Source organism: Alteromonas lipotrueae (assembly GCF_019249215.1).
Classification (GTDB): domain Bacteria; phylum Pseudomonadota; class Gammaproteobacteria; order Enterobacterales; family Alteromonadaceae; genus Alteromonas; species Alteromonas lipotrueae.
Genome location: NZ_JAESDI010000023.1, coordinates 21,961 through 47,363, shown reverse-complemented (window position 1 = coordinate 47,363; position 25,403 = coordinate 21,961). Strand labels below are relative to the sequence as shown.

16 protein-coding genes and 3 pseudogenes are annotated in these 25,403 nt (G+C 42.7%); 11 read left to right on the top strand and 8 right to left on the bottom strand.

What is annotated here, in order from left to right; all coding sequences use genetic code 11:
* The first annotated feature begins 348 nt into the window (after nt 1-348).
* From JKP82_RS19695 to JKP82_RS19680, 4 genes are read left to right on the top strand one after another with little or no spacing between them, the layout of a single operon-like run.
* Entirely contained in the window at nt 349-1,068 is a 720-nt protein-coding gene (locus tag JKP82_RS19695; protein WP_218398408.1) for an ABC transporter ATP-binding protein, read from the top strand.
* Nucleotides 1,065-2,510: an ABC transporter permease gene (locus tag JKP82_RS19690; RefSeq protein WP_218398406.1), complete on the top strand. Its 1,446-nt coding sequence runs from the start codon at nt 1,065-1,067 to the stop codon at nt 2,508-2,510. The genes JKP82_RS19695 and JKP82_RS19690 overlap by 4 nt, the downstream gene beginning before the upstream one ends.
* Nucleotides 2,507-3,829, top strand: a complete 1,323-nt coding sequence (locus JKP82_RS19685; RefSeq protein ID WP_218398404.1) for a DUF3526 domain-containing protein — start codon at nt 2,507-2,509, stop codon at nt 3,827-3,829. The genes JKP82_RS19690 and JKP82_RS19685 overlap by 4 nt, the downstream gene beginning before the upstream one ends.
* The gene (locus tag JKP82_RS19680) at nt 3,826-6,051 is read left to right on the top strand and encodes a TonB-dependent siderophore receptor (RefSeq protein ID WP_218398402.1); all 2,226 of its coding nucleotides are present in this window, start codon (nt 3,826-3,828) and stop codon (nt 6,049-6,051) included. Before JKP82_RS19685 ends, JKP82_RS19680 begins: the two co-directional genes overlap by 4 nt.
* A 245-nt stretch (nt 6,052-6,296) precedes the next feature.
* Here JKP82_RS19680 and JKP82_RS19675 read toward each other — a convergent pair whose 3' ends face one another.
* The 5 genes from JKP82_RS19675 to dapA form a co-directional block, all read right to left on the bottom strand.
* Entirely contained in the window at nt 6,297-6,620 is a 324-nt protein-coding gene (locus tag JKP82_RS19675; RefSeq protein ID WP_218398400.1) for a hypothetical protein, read from the bottom strand.
* A gap of 96 nt (nt 6,621-6,716) precedes the next feature.
* The gene (locus JKP82_RS19670) at nt 6,717-7,586 is read right to left on the bottom strand and encodes a DMT family transporter (RefSeq protein WP_159530530.1); all 870 of its coding nucleotides are present in this window, start codon (nt 7,584-7,586) and stop codon (nt 6,717-6,719) included.
* A 261-nt stretch (nt 7,587-7,847) separates the two neighbouring features.
* The gene (gene purC, locus JKP82_RS19665) at nt 7,848-8,561 is read right to left on the bottom strand and encodes a phosphoribosylaminoimidazolesuccinocarboxamide synthase (protein ID WP_218398398.1); all 714 of its coding nucleotides are present in this window, start codon (nt 8,559-8,561) and stop codon (nt 7,848-7,850) included.
* Nucleotides 8,562-8,573: 12 nt separating this feature from the next.
* A complete protein-coding gene (bamC, locus tag JKP82_RS19660; RefSeq protein ID WP_218398396.1) occupies nt 8,574-9,677 on the bottom strand; it encodes an NlpB/DapX family lipoprotein in 1,104 nt (367 codons plus the stop codon).
* A 12-nt stretch (nt 9,678-9,689) separates the two neighbouring features.
* Complete coding sequence (dapA, locus tag JKP82_RS19655) at nt 9,690-10,574, bottom strand: 4-hydroxy-tetrahydrodipicolinate synthase (protein WP_159530534.1); 885 nt, start codon at nt 10,572-10,574, stop codon at nt 9,690-9,692.
* 180 nt (nt 10,575-10,754) lie between these two features.
* Between dapA and JKP82_RS19650 the strand changes: the two genes are divergently transcribed.
* The 7 genes and pseudogenes from JKP82_RS19650 to bcp (JKP82_RS19620) all read left to right on the top strand — a co-directional run bounded on the left by JKP82_RS19650 (nt 10,755) and on the right by bcp (JKP82_RS19620) (nt 17,922).
* Nucleotides 10,755-11,318, top strand: a complete 564-nt coding sequence (locus JKP82_RS19650; protein WP_159530536.1) for a glycine cleavage system transcriptional repressor — start codon at nt 10,755-10,757, stop codon at nt 11,316-11,318.
* Nucleotides 11,296-11,655 (top strand): annotated as a pseudogene (gene bcp / locus JKP82_RS19645) (thioredoxin-dependent thiol peroxidase); the annotation flags it as partial. The gene JKP82_RS19650 and the pseudogene bcp (JKP82_RS19645), both read left to right, overlap by 23 nt.
* Before the next feature lie 121 nt (nt 11,656-11,776).
* Entirely contained in the window at nt 11,777-13,021 is a 1,245-nt protein-coding gene (locus JKP82_RS19640; RefSeq protein ID WP_218398394.1) for a tyrosine-type recombinase/integrase, read from the top strand.
* Nucleotides 13,018-14,835, top strand: a complete 1,818-nt coding sequence (locus JKP82_RS19635; protein WP_218398393.1) for a tyrosine-type recombinase/integrase — start codon at nt 13,018-13,020, stop codon at nt 14,833-14,835. The genes JKP82_RS19640 and JKP82_RS19635 overlap by 4 nt, the downstream gene beginning before the upstream one ends.
* Nucleotides 14,836-14,843: 8 nt before the next feature.
* A complete protein-coding gene (locus JKP82_RS19630; RefSeq protein ID WP_218398391.1) occupies nt 14,844-16,898 on the top strand; it encodes a site-specific integrase in 2,055 nt (684 codons plus the stop codon).
* Nucleotides 16,891-17,358: a hypothetical protein gene (locus JKP82_RS19625; protein WP_218398389.1), complete on the top strand. Its 468-nt coding sequence runs from the start codon at nt 16,891-16,893 to the stop codon at nt 17,356-17,358. The genes JKP82_RS19630 and JKP82_RS19625 overlap by 8 nt, the downstream gene beginning before the upstream one ends.
* A gap of 105 nt (nt 17,359-17,463) precedes the next feature.
* Nucleotides 17,464-17,922: a thioredoxin-dependent thiol peroxidase gene (gene bcp, locus JKP82_RS19620; protein WP_201299252.1), complete on the top strand. Its 459-nt coding sequence runs from the start codon at nt 17,464-17,466 to the stop codon at nt 17,920-17,922.
* Nucleotides 17,923-18,074: 152 nt separating this feature from the next.
* On the opposite strand, the pseudogene JKP82_RS19615 reads toward bcp (JKP82_RS19620), so the two are convergent.
* The 3 genes and pseudogenes from JKP82_RS19615 to JKP82_RS19605 form a co-directional block, all read right to left on the bottom strand.
* Nucleotides 18,075-18,185, bottom strand: a pseudogene (locus JKP82_RS19615) (IS481 family transposase); the annotation flags it as partial.
* A 740-nt stretch (nt 18,186-18,925) separates the two neighbouring features.
* A pseudogene (locus JKP82_RS19610) lies at nt 18,926-19,131 on the bottom strand (transposase); the annotation flags it as partial.
* 313 nt (nt 19,132-19,444) lie between these two features.
* The gene (locus JKP82_RS19605) at nt 19,445-25,270 is read right to left on the bottom strand and encodes an RHS repeat-associated core domain-containing protein (RefSeq protein ID WP_218398387.1); all 5,826 of its coding nucleotides are present in this window, start codon (nt 25,268-25,270) and stop codon (nt 19,445-19,447) included.
* Nucleotides 25,271-25,403 lie beyond the last annotated feature (133 nt).

Here is a 25,403-nt window from a genome sequence, read left to right as displayed (position 1 = left end):
ATACAAAGACACTTCAGAACCATACAAAATATACACTACAACATACTCTTAAACGCTGAATAACAACAAGATAATAGTAAGTCATGTTCACGTCTATGAAATGCCTATTTTGTTCAATGATATAGCGCCATAAGGATGGCTATTTACTAGCCTCTACTCTTTACTTATTAACCATCGACTCTTTACTTACTACCCACCTACGCACCACTTATTAGCCATCTAAGCACCAAGAATTAGTCATTTCCCAACCGCTTAGTAGCTATATAAACGAAAAAAGCAAAAAGTATTTCACATCACATTTGTTACAATATAACATATCACCAACTTTCGACTTTATACCGTAAATCAATGACATCAAAATCTGTAATCAGTGCTAGTGAATTATCGGTACGTATAGGCCAACGTACTATTCTTGATAACCTTAATTTTGAAGTAGGCAAAGGTGAAGTGTTTGCTCTGTTAGGGGGTAATGGCGCGGGCAAATCTACTACGCTCAAAACCTTTTTAGGGTTAATGAAACCTAGCGCTGGCACAGCGTCTGTTATGGGTATGTCGGTAGCAGACAATACCAACAAAGTGCAAAAGTCGGTGGCTTATTTGCCGGAGTCGGTCACGCTTTATGGTCACCTTTCAGGGTATGAAAATATTCGCTACTTTTTGTCGGTTGCGGGTGTCGAAAAAACGGACGATGCTATTCATGAAGCCCTTAAAAAAGTAGCGCTTCAAGAAAATGCGTGGCACAACACGTTGTCGAACTACTCAAAAGGGATGAGGCAGAAAACCGCCATTGCATTAGCCATTCTTCGTAATGCCCCAGTGTTGTTTTTAGATGAACCTACTTCTGGCCTCGACCCTGCTGCTATTGATGAATTTAACTCGCTAGTGTCTGAGTTAGCAAACAATGGTGCCACCATATTTATGGTAACCCACGATGTGTATGGCGCTTGTCAGGTTGCGCACCGTATTGTGTTGCTAAGTAACGGCAAGCTTACGGGGTCGTTTGAACGCTCGGGCGATACGCCTATCGATACCGAAGCCGTTCACGCAGCCTTTGCTGGGCGCAAATGAATATGAACAATACAATAAAAACAATTTGCGCCGAACAGTGGCGTTATTGGCTGCGAACCAAAGTTGCAACCACGGTGTTAATTTTGGGCAGTATACTTACCCTAGCTGCACTTGTGGTAAATGGCTTTCATATTGAAGAGGCAGCGCACGCCAGAGAACACCTTCAACATGAAGCTGAAGAACGCTTTTTATCGCAGCCCGACAAACATCCGCACCGCATGGTGCATTACGGCCATTATGTGTTTCGTACGCCTACCCCGCTTAGCGTAATAGAACCGGGTGTAGACACGTACACAGGTAACGCTATTTTCTTGGAAGGCCACAGGCAAAACAGTGCCATGTTTGCCGAGCAGCGTCAGTCTGCAGGGCTAAACCGTTTTAGTAGCTTAACGCCAAGCTTTTTGGCGTTGGTGTTAGCGCCACTGTTTATTATTTTAATTGGCTACGGCAGTGTTTCACGGGAACGTGAAGCAGGCACACTCACTTTATTACTTACCCAAGGCGCTAGCCGTTGGCAGTTGGTGTTGGGAAAACTGGTGGCATTAATGCTGGCTAGCGGTGTTTTTTTACTGCCCTTGTTATTAGCTTGCGTGTATGTCGCCTTTTCCAATGAAAGTGCCTTAGTGGTAACGCTTTTTTGTTTAGGTTACATGCTTTACTTCATGTTGTGGGCTGTGGTGGTTACCGCCTGCTCAACGTTATTTGAAAAAAGCAGTGCCAGCTTTACCGTGCTTATCGTTATATGGATGAGCGCTTGCATATTGCTACCTAGAATGGGCAGCAGTGTGGCGACCAGTATAGAGCCCTCTATTGGTAAGTTAGAAGCCGACTTTAAAGTAGAAGAAAAGCTTCGAAGCTTAGGCGATGGTCACGATGTTAACGATCCGGCTTTTGTTAAACTTAAACAAGACCTTCTCGAGAAATACAACGTCGATTCGGTAGACGACCTTCCCGTGAACTTTCGAGGCATAGTGGCGCAATATTCAGAGCAGCGCCAAGCGGTAGTCATTAATGAATTTGCAGAAAGCCGCATGCAAGAAGAACTAGCCCAAGCGCGTATTGCAAGGCAGTTTGGCTGGCTTTCCCCTACCGTGGCACTGCGTTCGTTCTCTACCCTGCTTGCGGGCACCAGTATTGAAACCCATCACCGTTTTTTGCGTGAAGCCGAAATGCTACGTATGCAGTTTGTGCAAGGCTTAAACAAAGTGCACGTAGAAAAGCTTGATTACAAACTTGATATGAACCGCAATGCTAGCGAAGAAGCCGCAGATAAAGCGGTAGTAGAAGCCAGTAACTGGGCAGTATTGTCTGAATTTAGCTTCCAGCCCGAAGCCCCCATGGCGCGCTTAAGCAGTGCTGCCATGTACTGTTTACAACTTCTTCTTTGGGTGGGTGTTGCTGTACTACTTCTTAATCTTGCAGTAAGGAGGCTAAACCCATGATGCGGTCTAACGATATTAAGCGCGAAGCGGGGTTTGTGTTTGCCCACCGCCAATTTAAATTAACCTTGTTGGTGGTATTTCTATTAAGCACGGTAGCCTTGTGGTCGGGTCATGCTGAAATGAAGGCGCAACAAGCTACTATTGAACGCTTATTAGAAAAAGACACTGTAGAGCGTGAAGCGGTGCTTTCCCATCAAAATAGCTATGGCATGGTGGCGTATTACGCCTTTCACCTAACCTATGCGCCGCCTTCGCCCCTCGCCTTTGCTGTTGTGGGTGAGCGTGATGTGTTTCCGTGGAAGCATCGTATACGTATGTTAGCCCTTGAAGGGCAAATATATGAAAGCGACACCGACAACCCAGAACTAGCCTTTTTAGGGCGTTTCGATTTTGCCTTTGTGGTAAGCGTGTTATTACCGCTATTTATTATCTTGCTGCTGTACGACTTAAAAGCAAAAGAGCGTGAAGCCAGACGTTTCGATTTACTTAATGTAACGGCGCGAAATAGCCATGCGGTATGGACCTCGCGTACGCTAGTTACTCTGGTGCCGTTAGCCTTAGTTACACTTATTCCTTTTATTGCCTTTGCCATTGTAAATGGCGCATCGCTACGTTCTATATTGCTAGCCTGCGTTATTGTACTGGGTACTATAAGCGTGTGGTCTGCCATTGTATTGGCCATTGGCGCGGCGCAACGTTTTGCTAAATACAGTGCCACCCACCTTGCCTCGTTAATGTTGGGTGTATGGCTTATTACCACCGTAATAGTGCCTGTTACCGGTCATACCGTTATTAATGCGGTTGTCGATACACCAGAAGGTGGCGATATTGTGCTTACACAACGTGAAGCGGTAAACGGTGCGTGGGATAAGCCGGTAGAAGCCACGTGGGAAAAGTTTATTGAAACTCACCCACAATGGGCTAATTACACGGCGTACGATCCTGAACGTGATGGTTCGTTTAACTGGAAATGGTATTACGCTTTTCAACAAGTTGGCGATGAACGGGCAAGCGAACTTTCTAACGCTTATCAACAAGCCACCCTTAGAAAAAACCAACTGGCAGGTTATGTGTCTTTGTTATCGCCTTCGTTGCTAACACAGCGTTTGCTATCGAACACCGCTAACACCAACGTGCAATCTATGATTGATTATGAAAATAAGGTGCGCGCGTTTCACGCATCGTTGCGCGAGTTTTATTACCAACAACTTTTTGCTGCGCCTGAGTTTACAGAAGCCAGCCTTAAGCAGCTTCCACAATTCACTACAACTTCACAAGTTACTACAACAAAAAATGAACACACAGGAAAACACCAATGAAAAATAACTGGGTGAAATCTACACTCGCCATCAGTATTGCCGCATTTTTCAATGCCCCTGCTTTTGCTCAAACAAATGACGGTCAACCAAATGCCCAAGGCGCGTCTCAAAAAAACGAAGAAGCAAAGGTCGAGAAAATTACGGTACACGGCATGCACCGCGCTTATCAAGGTGCGTTTGAATACAAAGAAGTGCCTGCCGCCGCGCAAGATATCGACTTAGGCTTAATTGGTGATGCAGGTGCTATTAACCTAAATGATGCATTAGATCTTTCTGCTTCGGTAGCTAGGCAGAATAACTTTGGTGGGTTGTGGAATAGTTTTGCCATTCGTGGTTTTTCTGGTGATGAAAACCTACCAAGTGGCTTCTTGGTAAATGGGTTTAATGCTGGCCGTGGCTTTGGTGGCCCTCGTGATTTGGCGGGTATCGACCATGTGGAAGTATTAAAAGGCCCTAAAGCGGCATTGTTTGGTCGTGGTGAACCTGGCGGTGCAGTTAACTTAGTCACTAAGCGCCCACAATTTGTTTCAGGTGGCGAAGTAAAAGCCACTTATGGTAGTTGGGATCAGATGCGCATTGAAGCTGACGTGCAAACGGTAGCGGGCGCAAAAGAAGACATTGGCGTTCGCCTAGTGGGCTTTTACGAAGACGCTGAAAGCTTCAGAGATACGGTAGAAACCGAAAAGTTAGGCTTTTACCCTTCTGTTACCTGGGAATTTTCTGAAGATACCCGTATTACCTACGAGCTTGAGTATACCAAACAAAAAATCCCCTTCGACCGTGGTGTTATTGCGGTGGATGGTAAGTTAGGAATTCAGCCTATTGAAACCTTCGTGGGCGACCCATCTGGCGATAGGATTACTACCGACGTGGTTGGTCACCAGCTTGAGATTTCTCATGAACTCAACGATGACTGGAACCTACTTATCGGCGCAGGCTTACGTGACACTGCCTTTGAAGGTAATGCACTAGAAACCAACTTTGCAGGGCGTCAAACCTTGTTTATCGACCCAGATCAAACCTTGCTTTCACGCTTTAAACGCTACCGCGACTTTGAAACCGATTATGTAGTACTGCGCGGCGAAATTGCCGGTGAGTTTGATACGGGTTCAATTAGCCATCGCGTTATTATTGGTGGTGATTACGATAAGTTTGAAAACGATCAGGTTATCTTGCGTTACCGCCCATCTTATTTTTCTGGCGACACAGACATTAACGATTTAGATTTAAGCCAATATCTTGTGGTAGATATTCTTAACCCAGATTACTCGCCTGTGGCTGATGTTGAATTGTCAGACAACCTAAACCGCCTAGAAACCCAAGAAGCATGGGGTATGTACATTCAAGACCAAGTGAACATTACCGATAAGTTTCAAGTGCGCTTTGGTGGTCGAATTGACAAATTTGAACAAGAAATTCAAAACCGCTTAAGTGATCCGGTAGCTATTACCTCGCAAGATGATACTCAATTTTCACCTCAGTTAGGTGCGGTGTATTTACTTGATGACAGCATTAGTTTTTACGCCACCTACGGTGAAGGCTTTCGCCAACTTACGGGTTCTGATTACGCAGGGAATCCGTTTGAACCAAACCAATCTGAGTCTACCGAAGTGGGTGTTAAAACCGACCTAACGTCGTTCTTTAACAACGTTCGCGGCGACATCACCCTGTCTATCTTTAATATCGATCAAAGCAATATTTTGGTGTTCGATAGTAGTGATGAAGCGTCTGACGGTTTCTTTTTAACCCCTGGCGGTGAAGCGCGCAGTCGTGGTGTTGAACTAGATATTAACGCTGAGTTCAGCAATGGTATTGCGTTGTGGGTGTCTTACGCGTATATCGATGCAGAAAGTACCAACGATGCGGCTGACGCTAACTTTGTGGCGGCTATTGAAGCGGGCGACCCGCTAATTAACGTACCTAAAAATCAGCTTAGCGTTCAAGTAGGCAAAAGCCTTACGGTTTCAGATATGCCGGTGCGCTTAGGCACTGGTTTATTGTACGTAGATGAGCGTTTAGGCCAAACAGCAACAGACTTCTATTTACCTAGTTACACTACCGTGCGCGCATTTGCGCAAATTGAACCGGTTGAAAACTTAGTGGTACGTGCAGAAGTAGACAATCTTTTCGATAAAGAGCACTACACCAACTCTTTTGCCGATGTATGGGTTGAGCCAGGTGCACCGCGCCGCTTTAGAGTGTCGGCGTCTTACCGCTTCTAGGCTTTATAGTTAAAAGCTTTGAAGTAAAAAGCTTTGTAGTAAAAAGCTTTGAAGTAAAAAGCTTTGTAGTAAAAAGCTAGCATAGATGGCTGCAATGGAAAATGGTAATAGCGTGTTATTCACACAACCGCTAAGACGTTACAGCTCCATCAGTTGATAAATGACGTAGATAAGCTTTTTCCCTTATGCTTATTTACGTCATTTTTTTATGTGTTGTAAGCCTAGACTAAGGTTAACGACTTAGGTTATCGACTAGGCGTAGATTGCACTTTTAAGTTGTAGTCTTTCGCTATGCCCTCAACAATGCGGGTTAAGCCCACTATCTCGCCTTGGTCATCCTTACTCCATGTGCAAGTAAGCGTGCTGGTGCCTTTTCGAAGCTTGCCCTGCCAATTGTCACGGCTTACATCAAGGTCGCCTCTAGCATCAGTTATTTCCCAGCCTTTATCTTTAAAGTCGAAAACAATGGTGGCAAACCTTTCGCCTGGGATAGCCTCAATAATTTTTAAGTCTTTACGCTGAAATTTAGAAGCAATTAGTGCTCGGCGAATGTTAGTCAATAAGCCCACGTTAATCCCTTATAGTAATGGTCAAAGCTGCGGTTTTTAGTCTGAGCTGCCGCTCATATTAGCGTTGCGGCTTATTATAGGCCAAGCTTTATTAGATTAAGCTTTGCGCATTTTAATAACCAACCAAATACCACCTAATGTCATTAAAGAGGCTACCATAATTTGCACGCTAATGGCTTCAGCAAGAAATGCCCAGCCCATCAGCGTGGCAATTACCGGAACACTTAACTGAACGGTGGCAGCCGTTGTCGATTGAATTAAAGGTAATGCTTTGTACCAAATGGCATAGCCACAACCAGATGCCACTATTCCAGATGCCAGCGCAAATAACACCCCATCGTTGCTCCATTGCCAAGTATCGGTTACCCATAACCAAACAATCAAAGGCAGGGTAAGTAGTGTGGCATATAAAAAGTTACCCGCCGTGAGCAATAAGGGCGCATTACTCTTTTTACCTAGTAAGGAATAAAAACCCCATGCAATACCGGCGCTTATCATTAATAGGGCTGAAAACAATGGTGGCGCACTAGCCCCTGGAAGCAGCAAGATAACTAAGCCTGCAAAAGCCAGTAAAAACCCTAGCCACTGGAATGTAGCAAAGCGTTCGCCTTTTAATAAGCCTACTGAAATCATAGTGAGCTGCACTGCGCCAAACAATAACAACGCGCCTGTGCCTGTCGACATCGAGATATACGCATAAGAAAATGCAATAGCGTAAATAAATAAGCTTAACGCCCCTGCTATTGATGCTTGTTGTTTAATGGCTGCTATTGGGCTGGTGTTTTTTGATGAACGTCGGGCAGTAAATGCCACTAAAAGGGCTAAACACAATGCGCCACTGGCTAAGCGTATTGTGGTGAAAAGGCCGGGGTCGATATCGGTATTAGCCAATGCCATTCGGCATAATAACGAATTGGCCGCAAACGCCAGCATGGCAATACACACTAATCCGTACGGGTTACCCATTCGTTTTCTCCAGCAGCGTATACATAAAAGCCCTTTTTATAATGATGATAATTTTATAGCGTTTAGTTGTGCATTTAGCATTATATAAAATGCATAAAGCGCTTTTTGAACAAGGCTATTTTAAATAAAGCATTGTTTAATCAAAGCTATGTTAATCAAAGCTCTGTTAATCAACGTGTTGTTTAATTTACCTTTTTACAGGCAAAAGAAAAGGACCGCAATGGGTCCTTTTTTCGTTCAATCTTTACATTACTATGTAAGTTACAGTGAAACACCTAAGCGTTCTGCAACTTCAATGTAAGTTTCAACTACTGAGCCTAGGCCTTGTCTGAAACGGTCTTTATCCATCTTCTTACGGGTTTCTTTGTCCCACAAGCGACAACCGTCAGGGGTAAATTCATCACCTAAAACAATGTTGCCATCAGGATCAACACCGAATTCAAGTTTGTAATCTACTAGCAACATGCCTGCTTCATCAAACAGCGATTTAAGTACGGCATTTACTTTAAACGTTAACGACTTCATTTCAGCAATTTGCGCTTCAGTCGCCCAACCAAATGACACAATATGATAATCGTTAATCATAGGGTCGTGCAGTGCGTCGTTTTTAAGGAAGAATTCAAACACAGGCGGTGCCAACGTTTGCCCTTCTTCTACACCAAGACGACGAACCAAAGAGCCAGCCGCTAGGTTACGAACAACACATTCCACTGGGATCATGTCTAGCTTTTTAACTAAAGATTCAGTGTCAGAAAGCAAGGCTTCTACTTGCGTAGCAATACCCGCGTCTTCAAGTTTAGTCATAATAAAATGGTTAAACTTATTATTCACTTCGCCTTTACGGTCTAGCTGTTCAATTTTTTCACCATCGAAAGCTGATGTGTCGTTTCTGAAATGCAGAATTAACTTATCGCTGTCATCGGTAAAATACACAGTTTTTGCTTTACCGCGGTAAAGCTCGTCACGTTTTTCCATTCTCAGTCTCAATTATATATCAAGGTTATCTTCTGACATGACCTCGGCAAATGCGCCGTAAAGGTCTGAAACCTGATTGGCTTCAAAAGGTTCGCTTTCATTATTCATGAAAGTCACTGAACTGCGTTTCTCACCGGCACGTGAAACTTTCAAACGGTAGTCACCTTTTTCAAGTAACTCGTTGTCGCTGGAGAACAAGCCGCCCCACCAACCCGTGTCACTACCATTATAGGTAACAAACAGTAAGCCGTTTGATTTGTCTAAGTCTTTAACGTCGAAACCAAGTTTACGCAATACCAACAACATACGTGGCCATACCACGTCGTATTGTGCATCTACCATAAATGCGGGGTTGCCGTCATCGTTAAAGCCCATTTCGGTATTTAGGCCTTGGCGAATACGTGCAATTCGGCGAGTTTCTTGTAACTGAATTTGGTATTCGTAATGACCAATCACTTGGTTAAGTACGTCTACTTCTTCACGGCGCTCTTGCATGCTTGAAATTTCTGCAACAACATCGTCACCAGTGGTGGCCATGTAGTCTTTTAAATCAACAGAAAGGGCTGCGGTTCTACCGTGAGGTTTTACTTCTAGAACGAATTCAAAGCGGCGACCCACTTCACTTTCAGTACTGGTCCAGCTGTACCAAGGGCTGTCCACTTCTTTTTTAATGATCATCCAGTCAGTGTTTAACACTTGCTGTTCAGGATCGAAGAAATCTACGCCAATGCCTTGCTCGTCTAGGAAGCTTAACAAAGAATTCCAAATTGCTTGGCTTAACGGCTGGCTATCATCAACTTGGTCGAACCAAATTGTTGCTGTGCTTTTACCTTCTTCAACGTGAGAACCGGTTACTAGCGGCAATACCAATGCAGGAGATTGCACAAGCAATTTCTTCCCAACAAGACTTTCATCTACGCTTTCGTCTAATTCAGGTACTGCAAACTCTCTAGAAAAAGTTGGCGCATCTAAGTCGTCAGGAACACGTACTGGGGTTTGTTCTTTTGTTTCTAAGTACTTGTACGTTCCTGAAGCCGTCTTTCTATCTGTTTGGCTTGAACAACCTGCAAGTGCGATTACTACCATCGAACTCACTATAGCCAGCGTTCTATTCATCTGTGTTCCTTATTAACCCGAAATCAATGCGTATTTTTGTAATAGTTCTTCGATATGTTTTTGGCTTACAAGTTCCGGTAAAACCATAGGTAATCGCATTTGTGCACTTTCCATCATGCCCATTTTGTATAAAGCCCACTTTGGAATAACTGGATTAGGCTCGATAAATAGCGCGCTGTGAAGCAATTCGATGCTTTCATCTATAGTGCGACATTTATCAAAATCTTTTGCTAAAGCGGCTTCGCACATTTGTGCAATGGCCTTAGGTACCACGTTTGCTGTCACAGAAATAACACCATGACCGCCTTCACACATAAATTCACAACTTGTGCCGTCATCGCCGCTTAGTAAAACGAAGTCTGAAGGTACCAGTGCTTGCGTTGCTTTAAGGCGAGAAATATCGCCTGTTGCGTCTTTTAATCCAACAATATTTTTGTGAGATGAAAGTTCGGCCACGGTTTCCGGCAGCATGTCGGCAACGGTTCTACCCGGTACATTGTATAACAACACAGGTAAATCGCTGGCATCAGCAATGGCGTTGAAGTGTGCCACCATACCCGCTTGTTGAGGCTTGTTGTAGTAAGGCACTACGCTTAAGAAGCCGTCGATACCAGCCGCGCCCAATTGCTTAGTTAAGAAAATCGCTTCGGCAGTTGAGTTTGCACCACTACCTGCAATAACAGGAATAGCGCCAGACACCATAGCAACGGTCTCTTTAACTACATTTACGTGTTCATCAAACGGTAAGGTGGCCGACTCGCCAGTGGTGCCAACAGACACAATACCATGTGTGCCTTGTTCAACATGAAAGCGCACTAGCTTCTCAAGTGACTTATAATCGATGTCGCCGTTTTCAAACATCGGCGTGACGAGTGCTACGTAACTACCAGTAAACATAATCTCTCCGCAAAATATGAGCGCACATGGTAAATATGTCGGTAGCTAAACACAAGCTATCTCACGTCTAAATGACAAGAATTTGACAATAATCTGCATCAATACTACAAAAAGCCGCTGGTACTAAAAAAAAACTCTATGCTACCATCACACAATACGTTTCTTGTGATGTAGGTTTTAATGTCTCAACACCAACTGATTGTTACCATTTTAGGTTCTGATAAAACGGGTATATTAAGTGAAATTGCGACCACAGTTTCTGCAGCGCAATGCAATATTTTAGACAGTCGGCAAGCAATTTATGGTCAAGAGTTTTCACTTACTATGATTTTAGAAGGCTCGCAGTCAGCCATTACCCGCGCTGAGTGTAGTGTGCCTCCCCTTTGTCAGCGCCTAGATCTGCTTTCCATGATGAAACGTACCAGTCACCACGAAAAGCAAAATCTCGATCACTTATTTCACGTTGAGTTCAGCGGCGAAGATACGGCTGGCCTTATTGAGGCAGTAACAGGCTTTTTCGCAAAACGTAACGCGTCAATCAGTGCGTTTAGACAAGCCACTTACAAAGCGGCTGAGTGTGAAAACGAATGTATGCGATGCAAGTTTGTTGTGAACATGCCCGCCTCAGAAGATTTTGCTGCTCTAGAATCAGAACTAACCGCGTTGTTTGAAGAGCTCAATGTAACCGGTAAAGTTGTAGACAAACATATTAAGGAATCTAATGAACACGCTTCAAGCTGGTGATAAAGCACCACAGTTTTCACTTCAAAACCAAAATGATGAAACCATTACGTTATCAGATTACCTAGGTAAAAAAGTACTGGTGTACTTTTACCCTAAGGCGATGACACCAGGTTGCACCGTGCAAGCGCAAGGCTTGCGTGACAGCAAAGATGCCCTAGACGGCTTGAACGTAGAAGTGATGGGTATTAGCCCTGATGCGGTTAAACGCTTGCCAAAATTTGCTGAAAAGGAAAGCCTAAACTTTACCTTGTTGTCAGATGAAGACCACGCGGTAGCAGATGCTTTTGGCGTATGGGGCTTGAAAAAGTTCATGGGTAAAGAGTATGACGGTATTCATTTATACCCCCATTAATATTCTGCACATTACGCTCTAAAAACCTCCTCTTTTCCTTTTCTAAAATCACAATTTACTACTACGCTTAAAAACTGCACAGTCCTAATGGGTAACGTACGTTTTTATGGAAGAGTTCAGTTCTTTTGTATCAAACAAAGAGCCTATTGATTTATCTAAATCTCTATTGAATGAAGATGATGGTATTTGGTTATCTAGATCCGATTCACATACTGGCGTTGCGGCTTTTGATGAAGAGCTAAGAGTACTGCCTTTAATTTCCGAATTTCTCTCCCACAACTTAAGAAACAATAAAATAAGCCCCCACACTGCTAAAACTTACGCTAAGAATCTAATCTATTTTTTGGCTTACTTGAAAAAGAGACCAGAATTTGAAGGTACATTACTTGATGACGCCTACCTGACTGTTTCGAAGCATGTTATCGAAGAGTACCTAGCAGAACTAAAAAACATCCATAACCTGACTTCAGCTACGATCCGAAATAGAGATGCAACTCTTCAAGCATTCATTCACAAGTTTCTTTATCAAAACCAGGAACTTCGAGATGCATATATCGAGAAAAGCCCGTATTCCGGTGGTTTAATTAGTGGGCCGGTAAAGCAAAAACTTGTAATTTCTTGTTCAATTGATGAGCTCACAACATTGATGATGCAAAGCAACTCTGAAAGGGAAAGGTTGATACTTCAGTTTATTTTTGATTCGGGAATCCGGAGATCTGAATTACAAAATGTAACTAGGCAAGACATTACAAATGCTTGGGAGTTTAACAGCCAAAAGCTTATATCCAGAAACTCTGATAAACCTACCATATCCCCTTATGCACCTCTTTCTATAGAAGGCGTGAAAGGTCGCCATAACAGTAAGAAGCAACGAATGACATTAGTAAGCCGAGCCACACTAGGCAGAATAAGTAGATATCATTCATCGCCACTATATAAAAAGTACGCAAGAAAATACCCATCTTCCCATGAAACCCCTGCCTTTTTTAACGCCCAAGGGGGATCTATTACACCTAAGTGCTTATCTAAGCTACTTAAAAGAGTTTCGGAAAGAGCTATAAACAGAGAGTTAATATCTAAGCAGATGTCTCCTCATAAACTTCGACACGGTTTCGCATACGACTTACTTCAATCATCCGATATAGGTAAAAGCTATGTGGACAGGCTTGCTGTAGTGCAAAAGTCACTTGGTCACGCATTCCTGAGTAGTACAGAAGTTTATACAAAAATACCGCTGGAGTTATATAAAACAATAACAGATAGCGACGGTGAGTTGATAACAAAAGCAGAGCGAATGGAGCGGTTAGTAGAAAGGACACAATTAAAAATATCTATCAAGGACAAAAAATGAATATTGCATCACGCTGTATGAACGAATGGGAGAAGTTGTTATCAATTCAGTTAAGCAGTTTTAGTGAACTGGCACAGCCCACAGAAAAGTCACCGCATCTGCAACTAATGCACTTATTCACCTCAGTCTATAAAACCAAAACCAGCGAATCTCATAGAGCCGACGTTAAGTCAACTTTTAAGCATGTGTCAGCATTGATGGAAGAAAAGTTTGATAACGAACCAATTTACCTCAGCCAAGAATTAAACGAATTCTCATTGAACGAATTTCATGCTTATTTGAAGCGCTGTATGTTATGCGAAAAGTTACATAATCGTTATGCAAACGTCTTGCAAAGCACATATAAAAATATTTTGAACAAAGCTATCGAAATTGAAACTCCCAATTTTGAAAGGTTCTATTTGCCTAGCGCATTTTGCTATCACACAAGGGTAACGGAGCGCTACAAGCCTTACAGCGAAATCGACAGGAAGCGGATCGGAAACGCAATAGACAAAGATATCAGCAAAGTCTTAAAGCTAATTAAACCTTATCAAAAAACAGGTAAAGGTAGAGCCGTTATCGATGACAAGGCGAGACTTAAAAAAAGAGATAATGAGATTCTCACATTGGACGATGCTCGTTGGATTTTTGAGAATAAATTGGACTGTAAACCCATTACAAGCTCTTATGATTTTCGAAAAACGTCCGCTGGTAATATTTTCTACAAAATCATTAGTAGTCATGGCGTTTATTACCAAGATATTTATGAATCCTGGGGAGTACTGTGCAAAGTTACCATGAATCATTTGCTTCCCTTTCTACTGAAACTACTTCAAGTAACGGGTATGAATGTTGAATCAATTAATGGTCTTGAGATTGACGATCTGGTTGATAAACACCCTGCAACAGGCAAACCGTGTTTACGATATTGGAAAGACCGCTCTGATGGGCAAAAGCTGTATCATTTAGATATCTTTAAGGCAAACCTCCAGTGGCTAACTAACAGTCAGGGAAATCAGGTAAAAACCATTTTCGATAATGTACTGAGATTAACATCTCAGCTAAGAGATAAGGCACCTCAAGAACATAAAAACAAATTGTGGCTATTCGAAACCCATAACGGACTAGTAAAAAGCCTTCCTTGTGCGCATCATGTAACTAAAGCTGTAAAAATCTTCTCTGAAAAACATCTACTCTTTGACCAATCTACTGGTGTAAAAATCTTAGAAACAACAAGGTTTAGGCCAACTTTTGTTAGTGACCTCATAGAGCAAGGAGTATCTATCAGGGAAATTCAGTTGTTAATGGGTCATAAGAGTTTATATACGACTATGCGTTACTTAGATGTACATGACTTCGGAAGAACTGCCAGAGAAAAAATCAAAAAAAAGCTTTTAGAGATACATCGTAATGCTCAGACTTCAGTACACTATAAGCCTAAAAAGAGAGTGAGCCAGAAGCATAAAGAAGATTCGATTCCAATATCAACTCCTCTTGCTACATGTAAAAACATTTTTGACCCACCAGAGTCAGTTAGAAGTCTTTCCAACTATACACCTGGTAAACCGTGTAGCACTTACAATATGTGTCTAAGCTGCCCAAATGTGATCATAACGCAGACAGATTTGCCCAAACTTTTTGCTATGAAGCGCGACTACTTAACAAAAATCCAAAATAGTAGGATCCTAGATACTCCCTTTGGCGATGTAATAAAAAGCAACCTCGCGTTACTAAATCCAATTTTAGACATACAGTATTCGGAATTCAGCCCCCAGGAACTGGATGAAGCCGAAAAGCTGTCGTTATATATCGAGACAACAGAGCTGGTTTAAGGAAAAAAATGGAGAGACTACCAAAATACCTCAGCATTTTAAGTACGATTGCTCAGCTAAAAAGATACAAATCAAACATTTTAAGTGCTGACTACAATAGAGCTGTAAACAAAGATAACGCACTGTACCTAAATGAATTACTCAACCTACCAGTCTCAGAAACTTCACTGTTTTCTGACACTGAGTGGGATTTCAACATAGAAAACCCTAGTGCCTCCCCCAATATCAAAGGAAGTAAACTCAGGATTAACTTCGCCAAATATAAAAGCGTGCCATCAGAGGTTATTATTGAAATAAAATGTATTTTACTAGCCGTATTACTTACTCCAGAAGTTTTTATAAATAATAGAAAAAAAGCCAAAAAAAAGACAACTAACAAACTTGCTGCAAATACAGTTTTGGCACACATGAAGTCAGGACTACGGTTCCTAGAGACTCTCTTCCGACATCTAAAAACTAAGCTTGGACATGAACATATTGAAAAAACATACTTATCTCTTACCCAATTACAGGCTGATGATTACAGAAAAGCGGCTGAAGTCCACAAAAGTACCTATAACGATGACTTGAGACAGTTTTTTTCGTACATCCAAAACCCCTACACATCTGAGCATATTTTTGGGAAAAGCGTACCTGCCTTCGACTCAGATCAATTCACGTGGGAAAGCCGTTATAAAAAGCAAGTTTCGGAACAGGTATTGCCAAACTGGGCTTTCGATAAGCTCGTAAGAGCTGCTTCACTGCTAGTGCACGACTTTCTAATGACAATGGAAGAAGAAGTGTCAGACTCGTATGTAAGTCGATATGCACAGGACAATACACCAGATTATTGCAACGACTTAGGACTTACAAAGCGAACTTTTTACTTATACAGAGCTTTTCGCCTTCTTAACGCAGGTTATGCTGAGACATTTGTTGATTCAAAATACGGCATACCCAATGAGCTGCGTAATTCGAAGGGAAAATATAACTTTAAAGACATGACCTTCTTTCTAAATGAGCGTCAAGGGTGCAGGTTTTCATTATCAGTAGCCTATGAACATTTAGCGCTCGTGGCAAGCGCTGCTAAATACTTAATAGGCCAATACACAGGGATGCGCCCATCCGAATTGGCAGTGTTAGATTTAAAAACCTGCCTTACTGAAGAAAATGGAATAAAACTGCTTAACTCACATGTTTTTAAAGGAAAAGATAGCTTATCCAAAGGACTTTTCGATGATAAGTGGGTAGTTATTCCAATCATAGAGGATGCAATTAATGCGATAAAAGTTTTAAGTTCTATAACTCAAAGGCGATTAGTATTTAGCTCTATTCAAACAAAAAAGCCACAAGAGGAAGAGAAACAGCAAACATCAGTTATTATTCGCCATCAAATTAGAGTTTTTATAAAGCATGCTTCCCCCGACGATAGCTTTGGTTTTAGTAACTATATGATGCGCCATACACTCGCATATCAACTGTATAGGCTGGAAGCAGGTCTTCCACTAATTTCATTTCAACTTAAGCATTTGGTCAATACCGTAGATAAATTTCTAACAAGAGGATCTACAAGTGATGTCACAATGGGCTACGGCGGGATTGCAGACAGTTTAGTTGAGAGCCAAACAGCACAAAGGCTCAGGAAACAGTCTGAGATTGAAGTGATTAAAGCAACCGCAGATCCTGATGGTAATTACCTTGGAGGCAAAGCAAATGAACACAAAGAGCGGCTACGCAGTGCATTCAAAGGCTATATGGCAAGCGGTTATTCTAAGGATGAAATCTTTGAAGCAATGGCCGACCAAGGCCTTGGAGTTATTAATGTAGGATTAGGGTATTGCTACGGTGCCGATAGCACAAATAAAGACCTTCCCTGTATTGGCTCCCTCAGATGTAACCCTAACCGTTGTTCAAATGCCATTGTAAGTGAGGCTAATGCCCCCTATTGGCGAGAGATTTACAACACTAATCGAGCAAATCTTAACAACCCAACCTATCAAGACAATTACGAGCAAATACAAGAGGTGATTAGCGAGGCTAAGCAAGTACTAGAATTACTAGGGCATTGTGTAGACGATGAATAACTTTGATGAGAGAAACCAACGAGATTTTAAGGAAAACACAGAGCGTTTAGTCAAAGCCATCGATAAGATAGGATCAAGCGCCAACCTACCAGCCACAATCACACAGTTGTCAGAACTGACAGGGATGCATAGAAACGCAATCAGCAGAAGGCAGTGGCCTGTAATTAAGCTCAAGGAAATAAAAAATAGACGAAAAGCGCTACAGCAGCAACAGTCTATCGAAAAGAAGCAGATTGATCCGGTCACTATTCTCGAAGGTAAACTCGATAACGCCAAGCGTGAGCTTGTTTACTGGTTCAACAAAAACTTAGACAACGAGAAAAAGACAATGCAGCTTGAGCAAAATCTACAGAGAATGACTCAAGCCCGAGGCGACTATGAAAATATGTTAAAACAAGAGCGCCAAAAGACATCTGAACTCACAAAGCAGTTAAATATTATGCGTGACTTGTTATCATAGGAATTAAAAGCTTACGCTCCAAAGAAGCTTTATTACTCAACACAATGGCGAAAAGCTATTTTAACGAAAACTACATTCATTGATGGAAGAAGGAAGGATTTAATAATGGTTGAAGCAGGCCAAAAAGCACCAGAATTTACATTACAAGACCAGAGTGATGAATCAGTTTCTCTTACCGACTTCAAAGGCAAAAAAGTTCTTGTTTACTTTTACCCAAGAGCCTCTACCCCTGGCTGTACTGTTCAAGCTTGCGCTATAAGAGACACCAAATCAGAACTTGACGAGTTAAACGTAGTGATACTCGGCATTAGCCCTGACACTCCGAAAAAGCTTACAAACTTCACCAACAAACAGGAACTGAACTTCACCCTACTCGCAGACGAAGATCATGCTGTTTGTGAGGCATATGGTGTTTGGCAACTGAAAAAGTTCATGGGCCGTGAAAATATGGGCGTGGTACGAACATCTTTCCTAGTTGATGAAAACGGCAATATTGAGCATGTATTTAATAAGTTTAAAACCAAAGATCATCATGAGGTTGTTTTAAACTACTTAAAAAAATGAAACTACAGTAACTTTAAGCTGCATTAGAAATGTTTGTAGATACTTTTTACCTCCAGAGATGACTAAATCCTTAGTCATCTCTGGAGGTAAAGCAAATTAAAAACTATTCGTCATAACGGCTGAAAAGATTTTGGCCCATTTCAATTTTTACATTTTCGGAGAGTAGGCCTAGATATTCCACACCGACGACAAACTAGGCCCGCATTATTGGTCTCTTCGTATAGCTCAATCCACTTTAAACGCTGTTTAATTTCTTTGTTCATAGAGTCATAATATATTGAAATGATGTCCATGAATCACACAAGTATAGGTATATGCTTTGCAATCTACATTTCTATCGATAACTTAGGACTAGCTGATAATGAACATCGTGCCTTATCCAATTACTATTTTTGTACACTTTTGATTGGCATTAGCTCGCTTCTATTCGCGGCCTACTATAGGGTAACTAACTTGTTTGATACTGAGCAACTGAAGGATACCAACCATTGGTTTACTAAGTTCTTATCGCACCCTATAAACAATGTTTTACTATCTTGCATCTTACTTAGTGTACTAGGGATTGTAACGATGATTTTCTTCATCAAGATTAAAGGGGTTTTAGAGTCACTGTTGAGCATATGGCACATCATAAGAGACAATCTTATACCGACAACTACATATAGTCTATTTCTCCCCCCAACATGAGCTTTGGGGGCGAATCTCCCCCAGTTCAATCAGGGTTAAAATTATCACCAATACTTTAAGACCATCAAACCCACAATTTTGTATTTCTTCCACCCCTGCAATTCACTTAAAAATCGCGACCTTACCAGCGAAAGAATTCAAAATAATTATTACTAATTGTTTTATATGAATTTTTTATAAATAAACACTTGAAATACAACTAACCACTCTTGGGGACATCCCCTCGAAATCGGCATTAGTTTAACGGCTCGAACAAAACAGCTCTTAGTCTCTCCCTGTATTTTCTCGGGTGTTTAAGTAATATAATGTCAACGGTTTTGTTCTTACGAGGATGCTTTTTCAGGGCACGCACCTTGCCGGGACGCTCGGCAATCAGCCATTCTGCATTCGAGTCTTTCAGTTCATCCCGCTTCTCAGCGCCCTGATAACCCGCATCGCCAGAGATGAATTCCTCGTTGCCGTGCAACAGGTTTTTTACTGGTTCAGGTCATGTTCGTTGGCCGCGGTGGTCACCAGCGGATACGGGCGGCGACCATTACCCGCCTTGGCGGTAGAAAGGCTCTATTAAGGGGGGCTACGAGACTGTAACTAATTTTGCAATATCAACACCGACTCTTGTAATCTGGCCCATGGGCTTCTCCTCATGTGAATATTGGTAACTCATCATCACCATATTGACCCAAAAAAGTCAACGTTTCAAGTTGAGGAGGAGTCCATCCCACTGCTTACAATTGACCGAACGCTTACTCAAAAACGGCGACATGCTAGACTAGGTAACATATCGTCCAATGAATATGAAAATTAGTTACAGTCTCCTTTTTAGAGGGGAAAATCCCTAGAATCCCTTAATCGGGCATTGTATACTGTTACGGTTACATGATGGCGGAGCTGGACCATCCCCAAAATATTTACTCTCGTATCGATATTGTATCTCAAATGGCGTACCAAACCCGTGCTCAACTATTGCTCTATTGTTCAGGCGTTCTCTGAGAAATACTAGTGGGTTGATTGAACCAGCCATGGAGTTGAAATCATACCACCCATCATAGATGCGGTTATTTTCAGGGTTCAAAGTAACATGACCATGAACTTTCAAATCATCCAGTCTACCCATCCCCCAGGGAGAGACTACCGTCCCAAAATTGATCTTGTGTACCAAATAATCAGTAGACATTACACCAAATATAGGTATTGATAAAATGGGATATTCGAATGAAGCTTTAATCAGCTTAGGATAGAGCCAGCGCCTCACGGCGTTTGTTTTCGGTCCGTCAATGATCCTCAGTTGAATGGGGTCTAGCATCATACCATCTACGGTCAGCGTTTGCCCATTCCCATGCTTCCACCAATACCTAGACTCGTTGTAGGTTACGTGGTGTCCCTCTCCCGCATGCCCTGTCCAAAACCACATCAATGTATCAATGCCTGCTTTGAGCTCTTCGAGCTCAGTAAGTTGTCCTGACGAAGAATCATTCCACAGCGAGGTAGCCCCCTTAAAAAACTGTGAAATATCTAAACTAGGTAAAGTATGCCCATTAATCTGTCTCTTCTTCAACGAAGCCGAGAAATCTGGTTCTTTCTTCCTGGGGGGGAGAAATGTATTATATGTTCTAGCTCTACCGCGGTAGATATTAGCGGCGTTGAAGCTAGGGTGCAAAAGGGAACCTATTGGCGCATAGCCACTTGGCGCATAGCCACTAGGGTCGGTAAGTTTCAGAGGGTTGTTGTAGACATAGCTGTATCTGTTATACCCATCAGGCCCCATATGGTCGTGTATAATCGGGTCTGGGCTTAAAAAACTTCCCAGCTCTGCGTCATACACGCGTCCTTTCATATGAACAAGGCTTGTTGACGATAGCTCCTGAATATCTTGATGCCCAGTAAAGCCAAGGTTTGTGTAGTCAGAGGACACTTGAAAGTTTGCGTCTTTCTTTCCAGGTGTGGGAGTGAAGTCTCGTTTTGCCCCCCAGGGAGCGTAGCTACGCATCTCCAGAGTCTTACCACTAGCACTGCTGACAAGATCGATGCTGCCCAAAGCATCGTGGTGAAAATAGCGGTTTTTTATTTTATTATTCGCGCTGTTGTGGTAGCGCATGGCCACCGGCTTGCCCCCAGCGAGAATATAAAACCGCGTTACGGTCCCCAATGAGGTGGAGGTGCGCTCCATCAGATTGCCAATATAATGGGTAGTTTCTTGGGTAGTTTCTTGGGTAGTTTCTTGGGTAGTTTCTTGGGTAGTTTCTTGGGTAGTTTCTTCCGCATTATCACCTATATCTTTCAAGACTTTTACAATAGGGCTGCTCCCCGTGGCATAGCGGTACTCAATGGCCTGGCGGTTTTCACTGATGCGGGTTGGTTTGCCATATACTCCCCAAGTGACCTCAGCGACCACGCTATTATTGTTTTTTACTGTGGTGAGTTGCCCCTTGCCGTCGTAGATATAGTCTTTATCGCCCGCTTGGGTTACCGCATACATACCGGCGGCGCCGCCTCCATATGTGTAATTAACCTTAACGTCGCGGCCTTTCTCCGGGGTATAGGTTTTACTAACTATGCGCCCAAATGCGTCATACTCAATCTTGCTCACACGATCACCAACATGATTGTCTCTTGTTGATGTCAGCTCAGCGGATGTTAGCCGGTGCAATGAATCATATGCGAAGGTGTCAGTGATCCCCAAACGCTTATCAGCACGCTCTATCATGTTGCCATAATCATCATATGTATATTTAAAGTTGCGGAATTTGAGGGTTTTATCATCTCGGATACGCGTGCTCTTTGTTCCTGTTAGCAGTCCCTTGTCTGAGAAGGTATAGGTGTTGATGATGCCATTGCCGTAGACTTCTTTTGTCACTCGGCCAGCGGCGTCCATAGCGTCCATTTGCCAATAGCGAATTACGCCTTTTTTTTCATCACTGAGTAAATCATCATAAATCTCCTCAGTCTCATCCACATTAACGTTGTGAGGCTCGGCATGACTATAATTACCCACAACGGCTTTTAACGCGCCGTGCTTATAGATGTTTTTGGTATAGAAGACACTTGAGCCAGGGTATTCTACTTTCAGCAAACGTCCTTTGACGTCATAACTCATTGTCTGTACATACTGTTTATCGTCAATCTTGGTTGTTATCGTGTTTGGCCGAGCATAGTCGTCGTAGGTGTAAGTTTGATGATATACTGTTTTCAGCTGGCCGTTTTCACGCGCTCTCATAATTTCCTTACACTTTTTACCGGTGGCTGGTTTCTTTGTACAATATGTCGTTTCTAAGTCTCTGACCAGGGTGAAGTTACGGCAATCATCGCCCTTCGTCAGCTTATCGTCATCGCACTGTTTTTCGATGGTTTTCACTAGCCTGCCGAGGCGGTCATATTCGTATGAGGTTTCATTACCTAGCGTATCGGTTAGTGTAGTGATGTCTCCAAAAACATTGTATCCATACTTGGTGGTCCCAAAACTAGGGTCTTTTATTTCGGTTTTTCTGCCATATTCATCATAGCTATAGGTAATTTTAGAGTGTTCACTCCCTTTAACTTTGGTAAATTCTAACCGCCCTTTTCCATCATACTCGTAGGATGTACAATGAGTCATATTATTGCATTTTTCGATGACCCGACCGAGTGCATCTACCGTTGTACTGGATTCATGAGACTTCGGGTTCAATTCATCGGAGACAGTTGTTTTGAAGCCGTCATAGCGAGTGGTCGTGGTAAATAGGTTCGTCTCACCTTTTTTCCTGATGACCTTAGATATTCGACCGAAATCATCGTAGTCCATCTGTGTAGAGACGATATCGGTTATCGCAGTACCTTCGAAATAGGGCTCGGTGACACGTTCTACCTTCCCATCGGGTTTGTATTCAGTATCGGTAAACACGCTCTTTTTATCGCTACCATCCGTCCCGTCTGTGATGACTCGCACGACACGGTTTAACCTGTCGTATTGGGTAATGGTGGTGTCTCCATTATACGTTTTGTCGCCTTTGTTAAAGAACTGTTGTGTAACCACACAGTAATGTGCATGTGCATGTGCAGCTACATTATTCGAGCACTTGGTGTCGTCAATTCCGTAATAGTCGGTCTTGGTATACCCAAGCACCTTTTGGTTACCGCCAGTCCCCCTTTTAGTCGTCACTTTTTTGACCTGACTCAGGCCGTTATACTCGTACTCAATTATCAGACCGTCTGGCTTGCTCTCATTTTTTATGCGCCCATAAGAATCATACTGGTATTTGGTACATCGCTTTGCGTGTGTTTCGTAAACGCAGGATGTTTTTAATTCTCCTTGGCCTGTGTAGGTATTAGCGGTTTTTCTGACCTTTTTGCCAGTAGAATGACCATCGAGGAATTTAATCACTCCTACCTCACCGTGCATGTTGTAGGTAAATTCTTCTTCGAACAACATCTCACTGTTATTGCTAGGTGAGCGGTTTTTTTTGCTTTGCACACGCCCCTCATCGTTGAAGGTGTATTTGATGTTGCTGACATGTGTCCCAGAGAAGTCTGAGAATTCGTCTTTTCTGATTGACTCGAGTTGCTCTGTTATCCGTCCAATATACCAATCATTTTCGTTTTCAGAATCTTCGAAGGTGCGATACGTACGTTTAACATAGGACTTGCCATTAGGCTTATCAGAAATAACCTCTTGTATACACTGAGCGTTTCCGTACTTTCGAATAAAAGCATTCTTAGAAAGAATGGAGTTTCGAGTGCATTTGGGGAATGTACGCGTTGTTGTTTTTAATAACTTTTGCGTATCGGGATCATACTCAAGGTTGCGTTCTTTTGTCACATCCAACGCCTTAATGTGACTGTTCGTCCCTTCTGGATGGCGAATCCGGTGAGTCAGCTCTTTTGTCGTAAGCAATCTGTTTTCTGCAATAGGCTGCTCTGCGTTTTCTGCCCAATACCTATTGACCTTTGTGATTTTTCCAGCCGTTGGAAAATCGTCGTAGACATCTCTTATAGTTTCTGTTTTCATTTTAGTGGCTACGTCGTACTCTATCGTTTTGGCGAAGCCGTTCATTCGCTTGTTTGTCAAATCCAATACCAGCCCCTCGTAGCGGAACTTCGTCGATTTACTGTTGTTCAAGCCACTGTCAGTGGCTATGGAAGAGACTTTTACTTCGTTGCTAATAACATCCCACTGGTGCGATTTTGCTTTTCTACCAAGGGTATAAAACGGTTTACCCCCAAAATAGGCGTCTTGTGTTGCTAGTAGAGTCGTGTAGCCGAGCCTGGTGACAACTCCATTCCCGTTTGTAATGCTTTTTAGACGAGCCTGATGATGAGCATTCTCGTTATAGATGTACGTTTCCATTATTTTAGTTTCTTTGTTGCTTCGAAGAGTGTATTGTACCTTACCGGGCTGCGCTAGAATGGTGCTGGCTTCTGGATATTTTTCTTCAAAAATGCCAGAGATCCGCTGCCCAGAAACATAACTTTTACTCTTTGATTTAGTATCTTCAACTTCACAGTAAGAAACATGGAGGTCTTCCCTTTTTGTCATTGTTATTTCACCCTTGTCCTTGCAGCTCGTAAGCAGGTTTGGATGGAATGCTTTGTAAGCAAATGTGGTTGACTCGAAACACGCATTATTTCCTTTTTCACACAAGGTTACTGATAACGGAAATAAGTTATCGGGGACCTTGTCGCTATCAGTTTTGCCGTACTCTAGCTTGTAGCTGCGCACTAGCCGGTTGTAATCCTTGCCCTCCCACTTTTTCCTGTAAATATCAACGCCTACTTTTCGTTCATTTCCATTATCACTTTCTATAAAGCTGTAGTTGTGGAATTGGATTACATGGTCGTTGTAGCGGATAGACTTCAAGGAAATGATTTTGCCTTTATCTATTGGGGTTTTCGGGTTAGACAACACTGAAAAATTTTTGTCTTTCTTATATTCATATATAATTTCGTTGTTATATTGGTCTTTTTTTGAACTGATTGCCCAGGCAACGGTTTTCGAGCTTTCTCCGTCAGAAGTGAGTTTAACAACCCGCTCTGGGATGTCTATATCCGTTTCGAGGTTGCCTTCTTTCCCGTAAATACTTGTTGTGCCATCGTTATGCTTGACTTCAAAGTAATCGGGCTTTCCCTTCGTGCCTCCTCTGGAGATAACTAGGCTTGTGCCATTGCTGCGCGTGCGATAATAGGTATCAACGTCGCCAAATTCACCTATGGTGCCATTTGTTTCCGCCACTGGCACCAGTTCTTCACCGTCTAGACAATAGTGCTTGTGTGTCACTTTTTTAGTGCCGGGCGAGTTTTCTGTTGGTAAGGAGCAAAGGTAAACAAAACTTGTGCCTTCCAGAAACCAGTCCGCTCCAAACTCGCCTATCCGGTGATAATATTGTCCATTTATAACATAGTTACCCTTGCTCCCCACTACCCCCGCGGCCAGTCCTTGGCTGCCGGGGCGGTAGACGATGGAAAGGTTTGGTTGCAGACCATTGCGTCCTGCGGGCACTTGAATGGGGATGCGATAGACGGGATCCCCATGCGACACGGTCAGATTATCAGGTATCGCCCCAATGAGCTTATCCTTCGTTGAAATTGCATAAGCGGGGGCCAGTAGGCAGCTGCATAGCCAAAATGTTAGTAGGCAGTAACAGGGGCAATGCCAGCTGCCGACCCGTCTATTTTTGTTATGATATAACATTACATTTACTCTCCAAAATTTTTTGTGAACCAAGCCCATCATGAGATGGCGTGAATTAACGAATCTGTCTGTAAAATGAAAAAAGTGGACTTACTGGGCGTTCTAGTTATCTGACGTCCAACAACCCGCGCAC

Bases quoted from the DNA above. Each gene is read 5' to 3' on its own strand.
- JKP82_RS19695 (WP_218398408.1), top strand. From the start codon at position 349: ATGACATCAAAATCTGTAATCAGTGCTAGTGAATTATCGGTACGTATA.
- JKP82_RS19685 (WP_218398404.1), top strand. From the start codon at position 2,507: ATGATGCGGTCTAACGATATTAAGCGCGAAGCGGGGTTTGTGTTTGCC.
- purC (WP_218398398.1), bottom strand. From the start codon at position 8,561: ATGGAAAAACGTGACGAGCTTTACCGCGGTAAAGCAAAAACTGTGTAT.
- JKP82_RS19605 (WP_218398387.1), bottom strand. From the start codon at position 25,270: ATGTTATATCATAACAAAAATAGACGGGTCGGCAGCTGGCATTGCCCC.
- JKP82_RS19690 (WP_218398406.1), top strand. From the start codon at position 1,065: ATGAATATGAACAATACAATAAAAACAATTTGCGCCGAACAGTGGCGT.
- bcp (WP_201299252.1), top strand. From the start codon at position 17,464: ATGGTTGAAGCAGGCCAAAAAGCACCAGAATTTACATTACAAGACCAG.
- JKP82_RS19680 (WP_218398402.1), top strand. From the start codon at position 3,826: ATGAAAAATAACTGGGTGAAATCTACACTCGCCATCAGTATTGCCGCA.
- JKP82_RS19670 (WP_159530530.1), bottom strand. From the start codon at position 7,586: ATGGGTAACCCGTACGGATTAGTGTGTATTGCCATGCTGGCGTTTGCG.
- bamC (WP_218398396.1), bottom strand. From the start codon at position 9,677: ATGAATAGAACGCTGGCTATAGTGAGTTCGATGGTAGTAATCGCACTT.
- JKP82_RS19640 (WP_218398394.1), top strand. From the start codon at position 11,777: ATGGAAGAGTTCAGTTCTTTTGTATCAAACAAAGAGCCTATTGATTTA.
- JKP82_RS19630 (WP_218398391.1), top strand. From the start codon at position 14,844: ATGGAGAGACTACCAAAATACCTCAGCATTTTAAGTACGATTGCTCAG.
- dapA (WP_159530534.1), bottom strand. From the start codon at position 10,574: ATGTTTACTGGTAGTTACGTAGCACTCGTCACGCCGATGTTTGAAAAC.
- JKP82_RS19650 (WP_159530536.1), top strand. From the start codon at position 10,755: ATGTCTCAACACCAACTGATTGTTACCATTTTAGGTTCTGATAAAACG.
- JKP82_RS19635 (WP_218398393.1), top strand. From the start codon at position 13,018: ATGAATATTGCATCACGCTGTATGAACGAATGGGAGAAGTTGTTATCA.
- JKP82_RS19625 (WP_218398389.1), top strand. From the start codon at position 16,891: ATGAATAACTTTGATGAGAGAAACCAACGAGATTTTAAGGAAAACACA.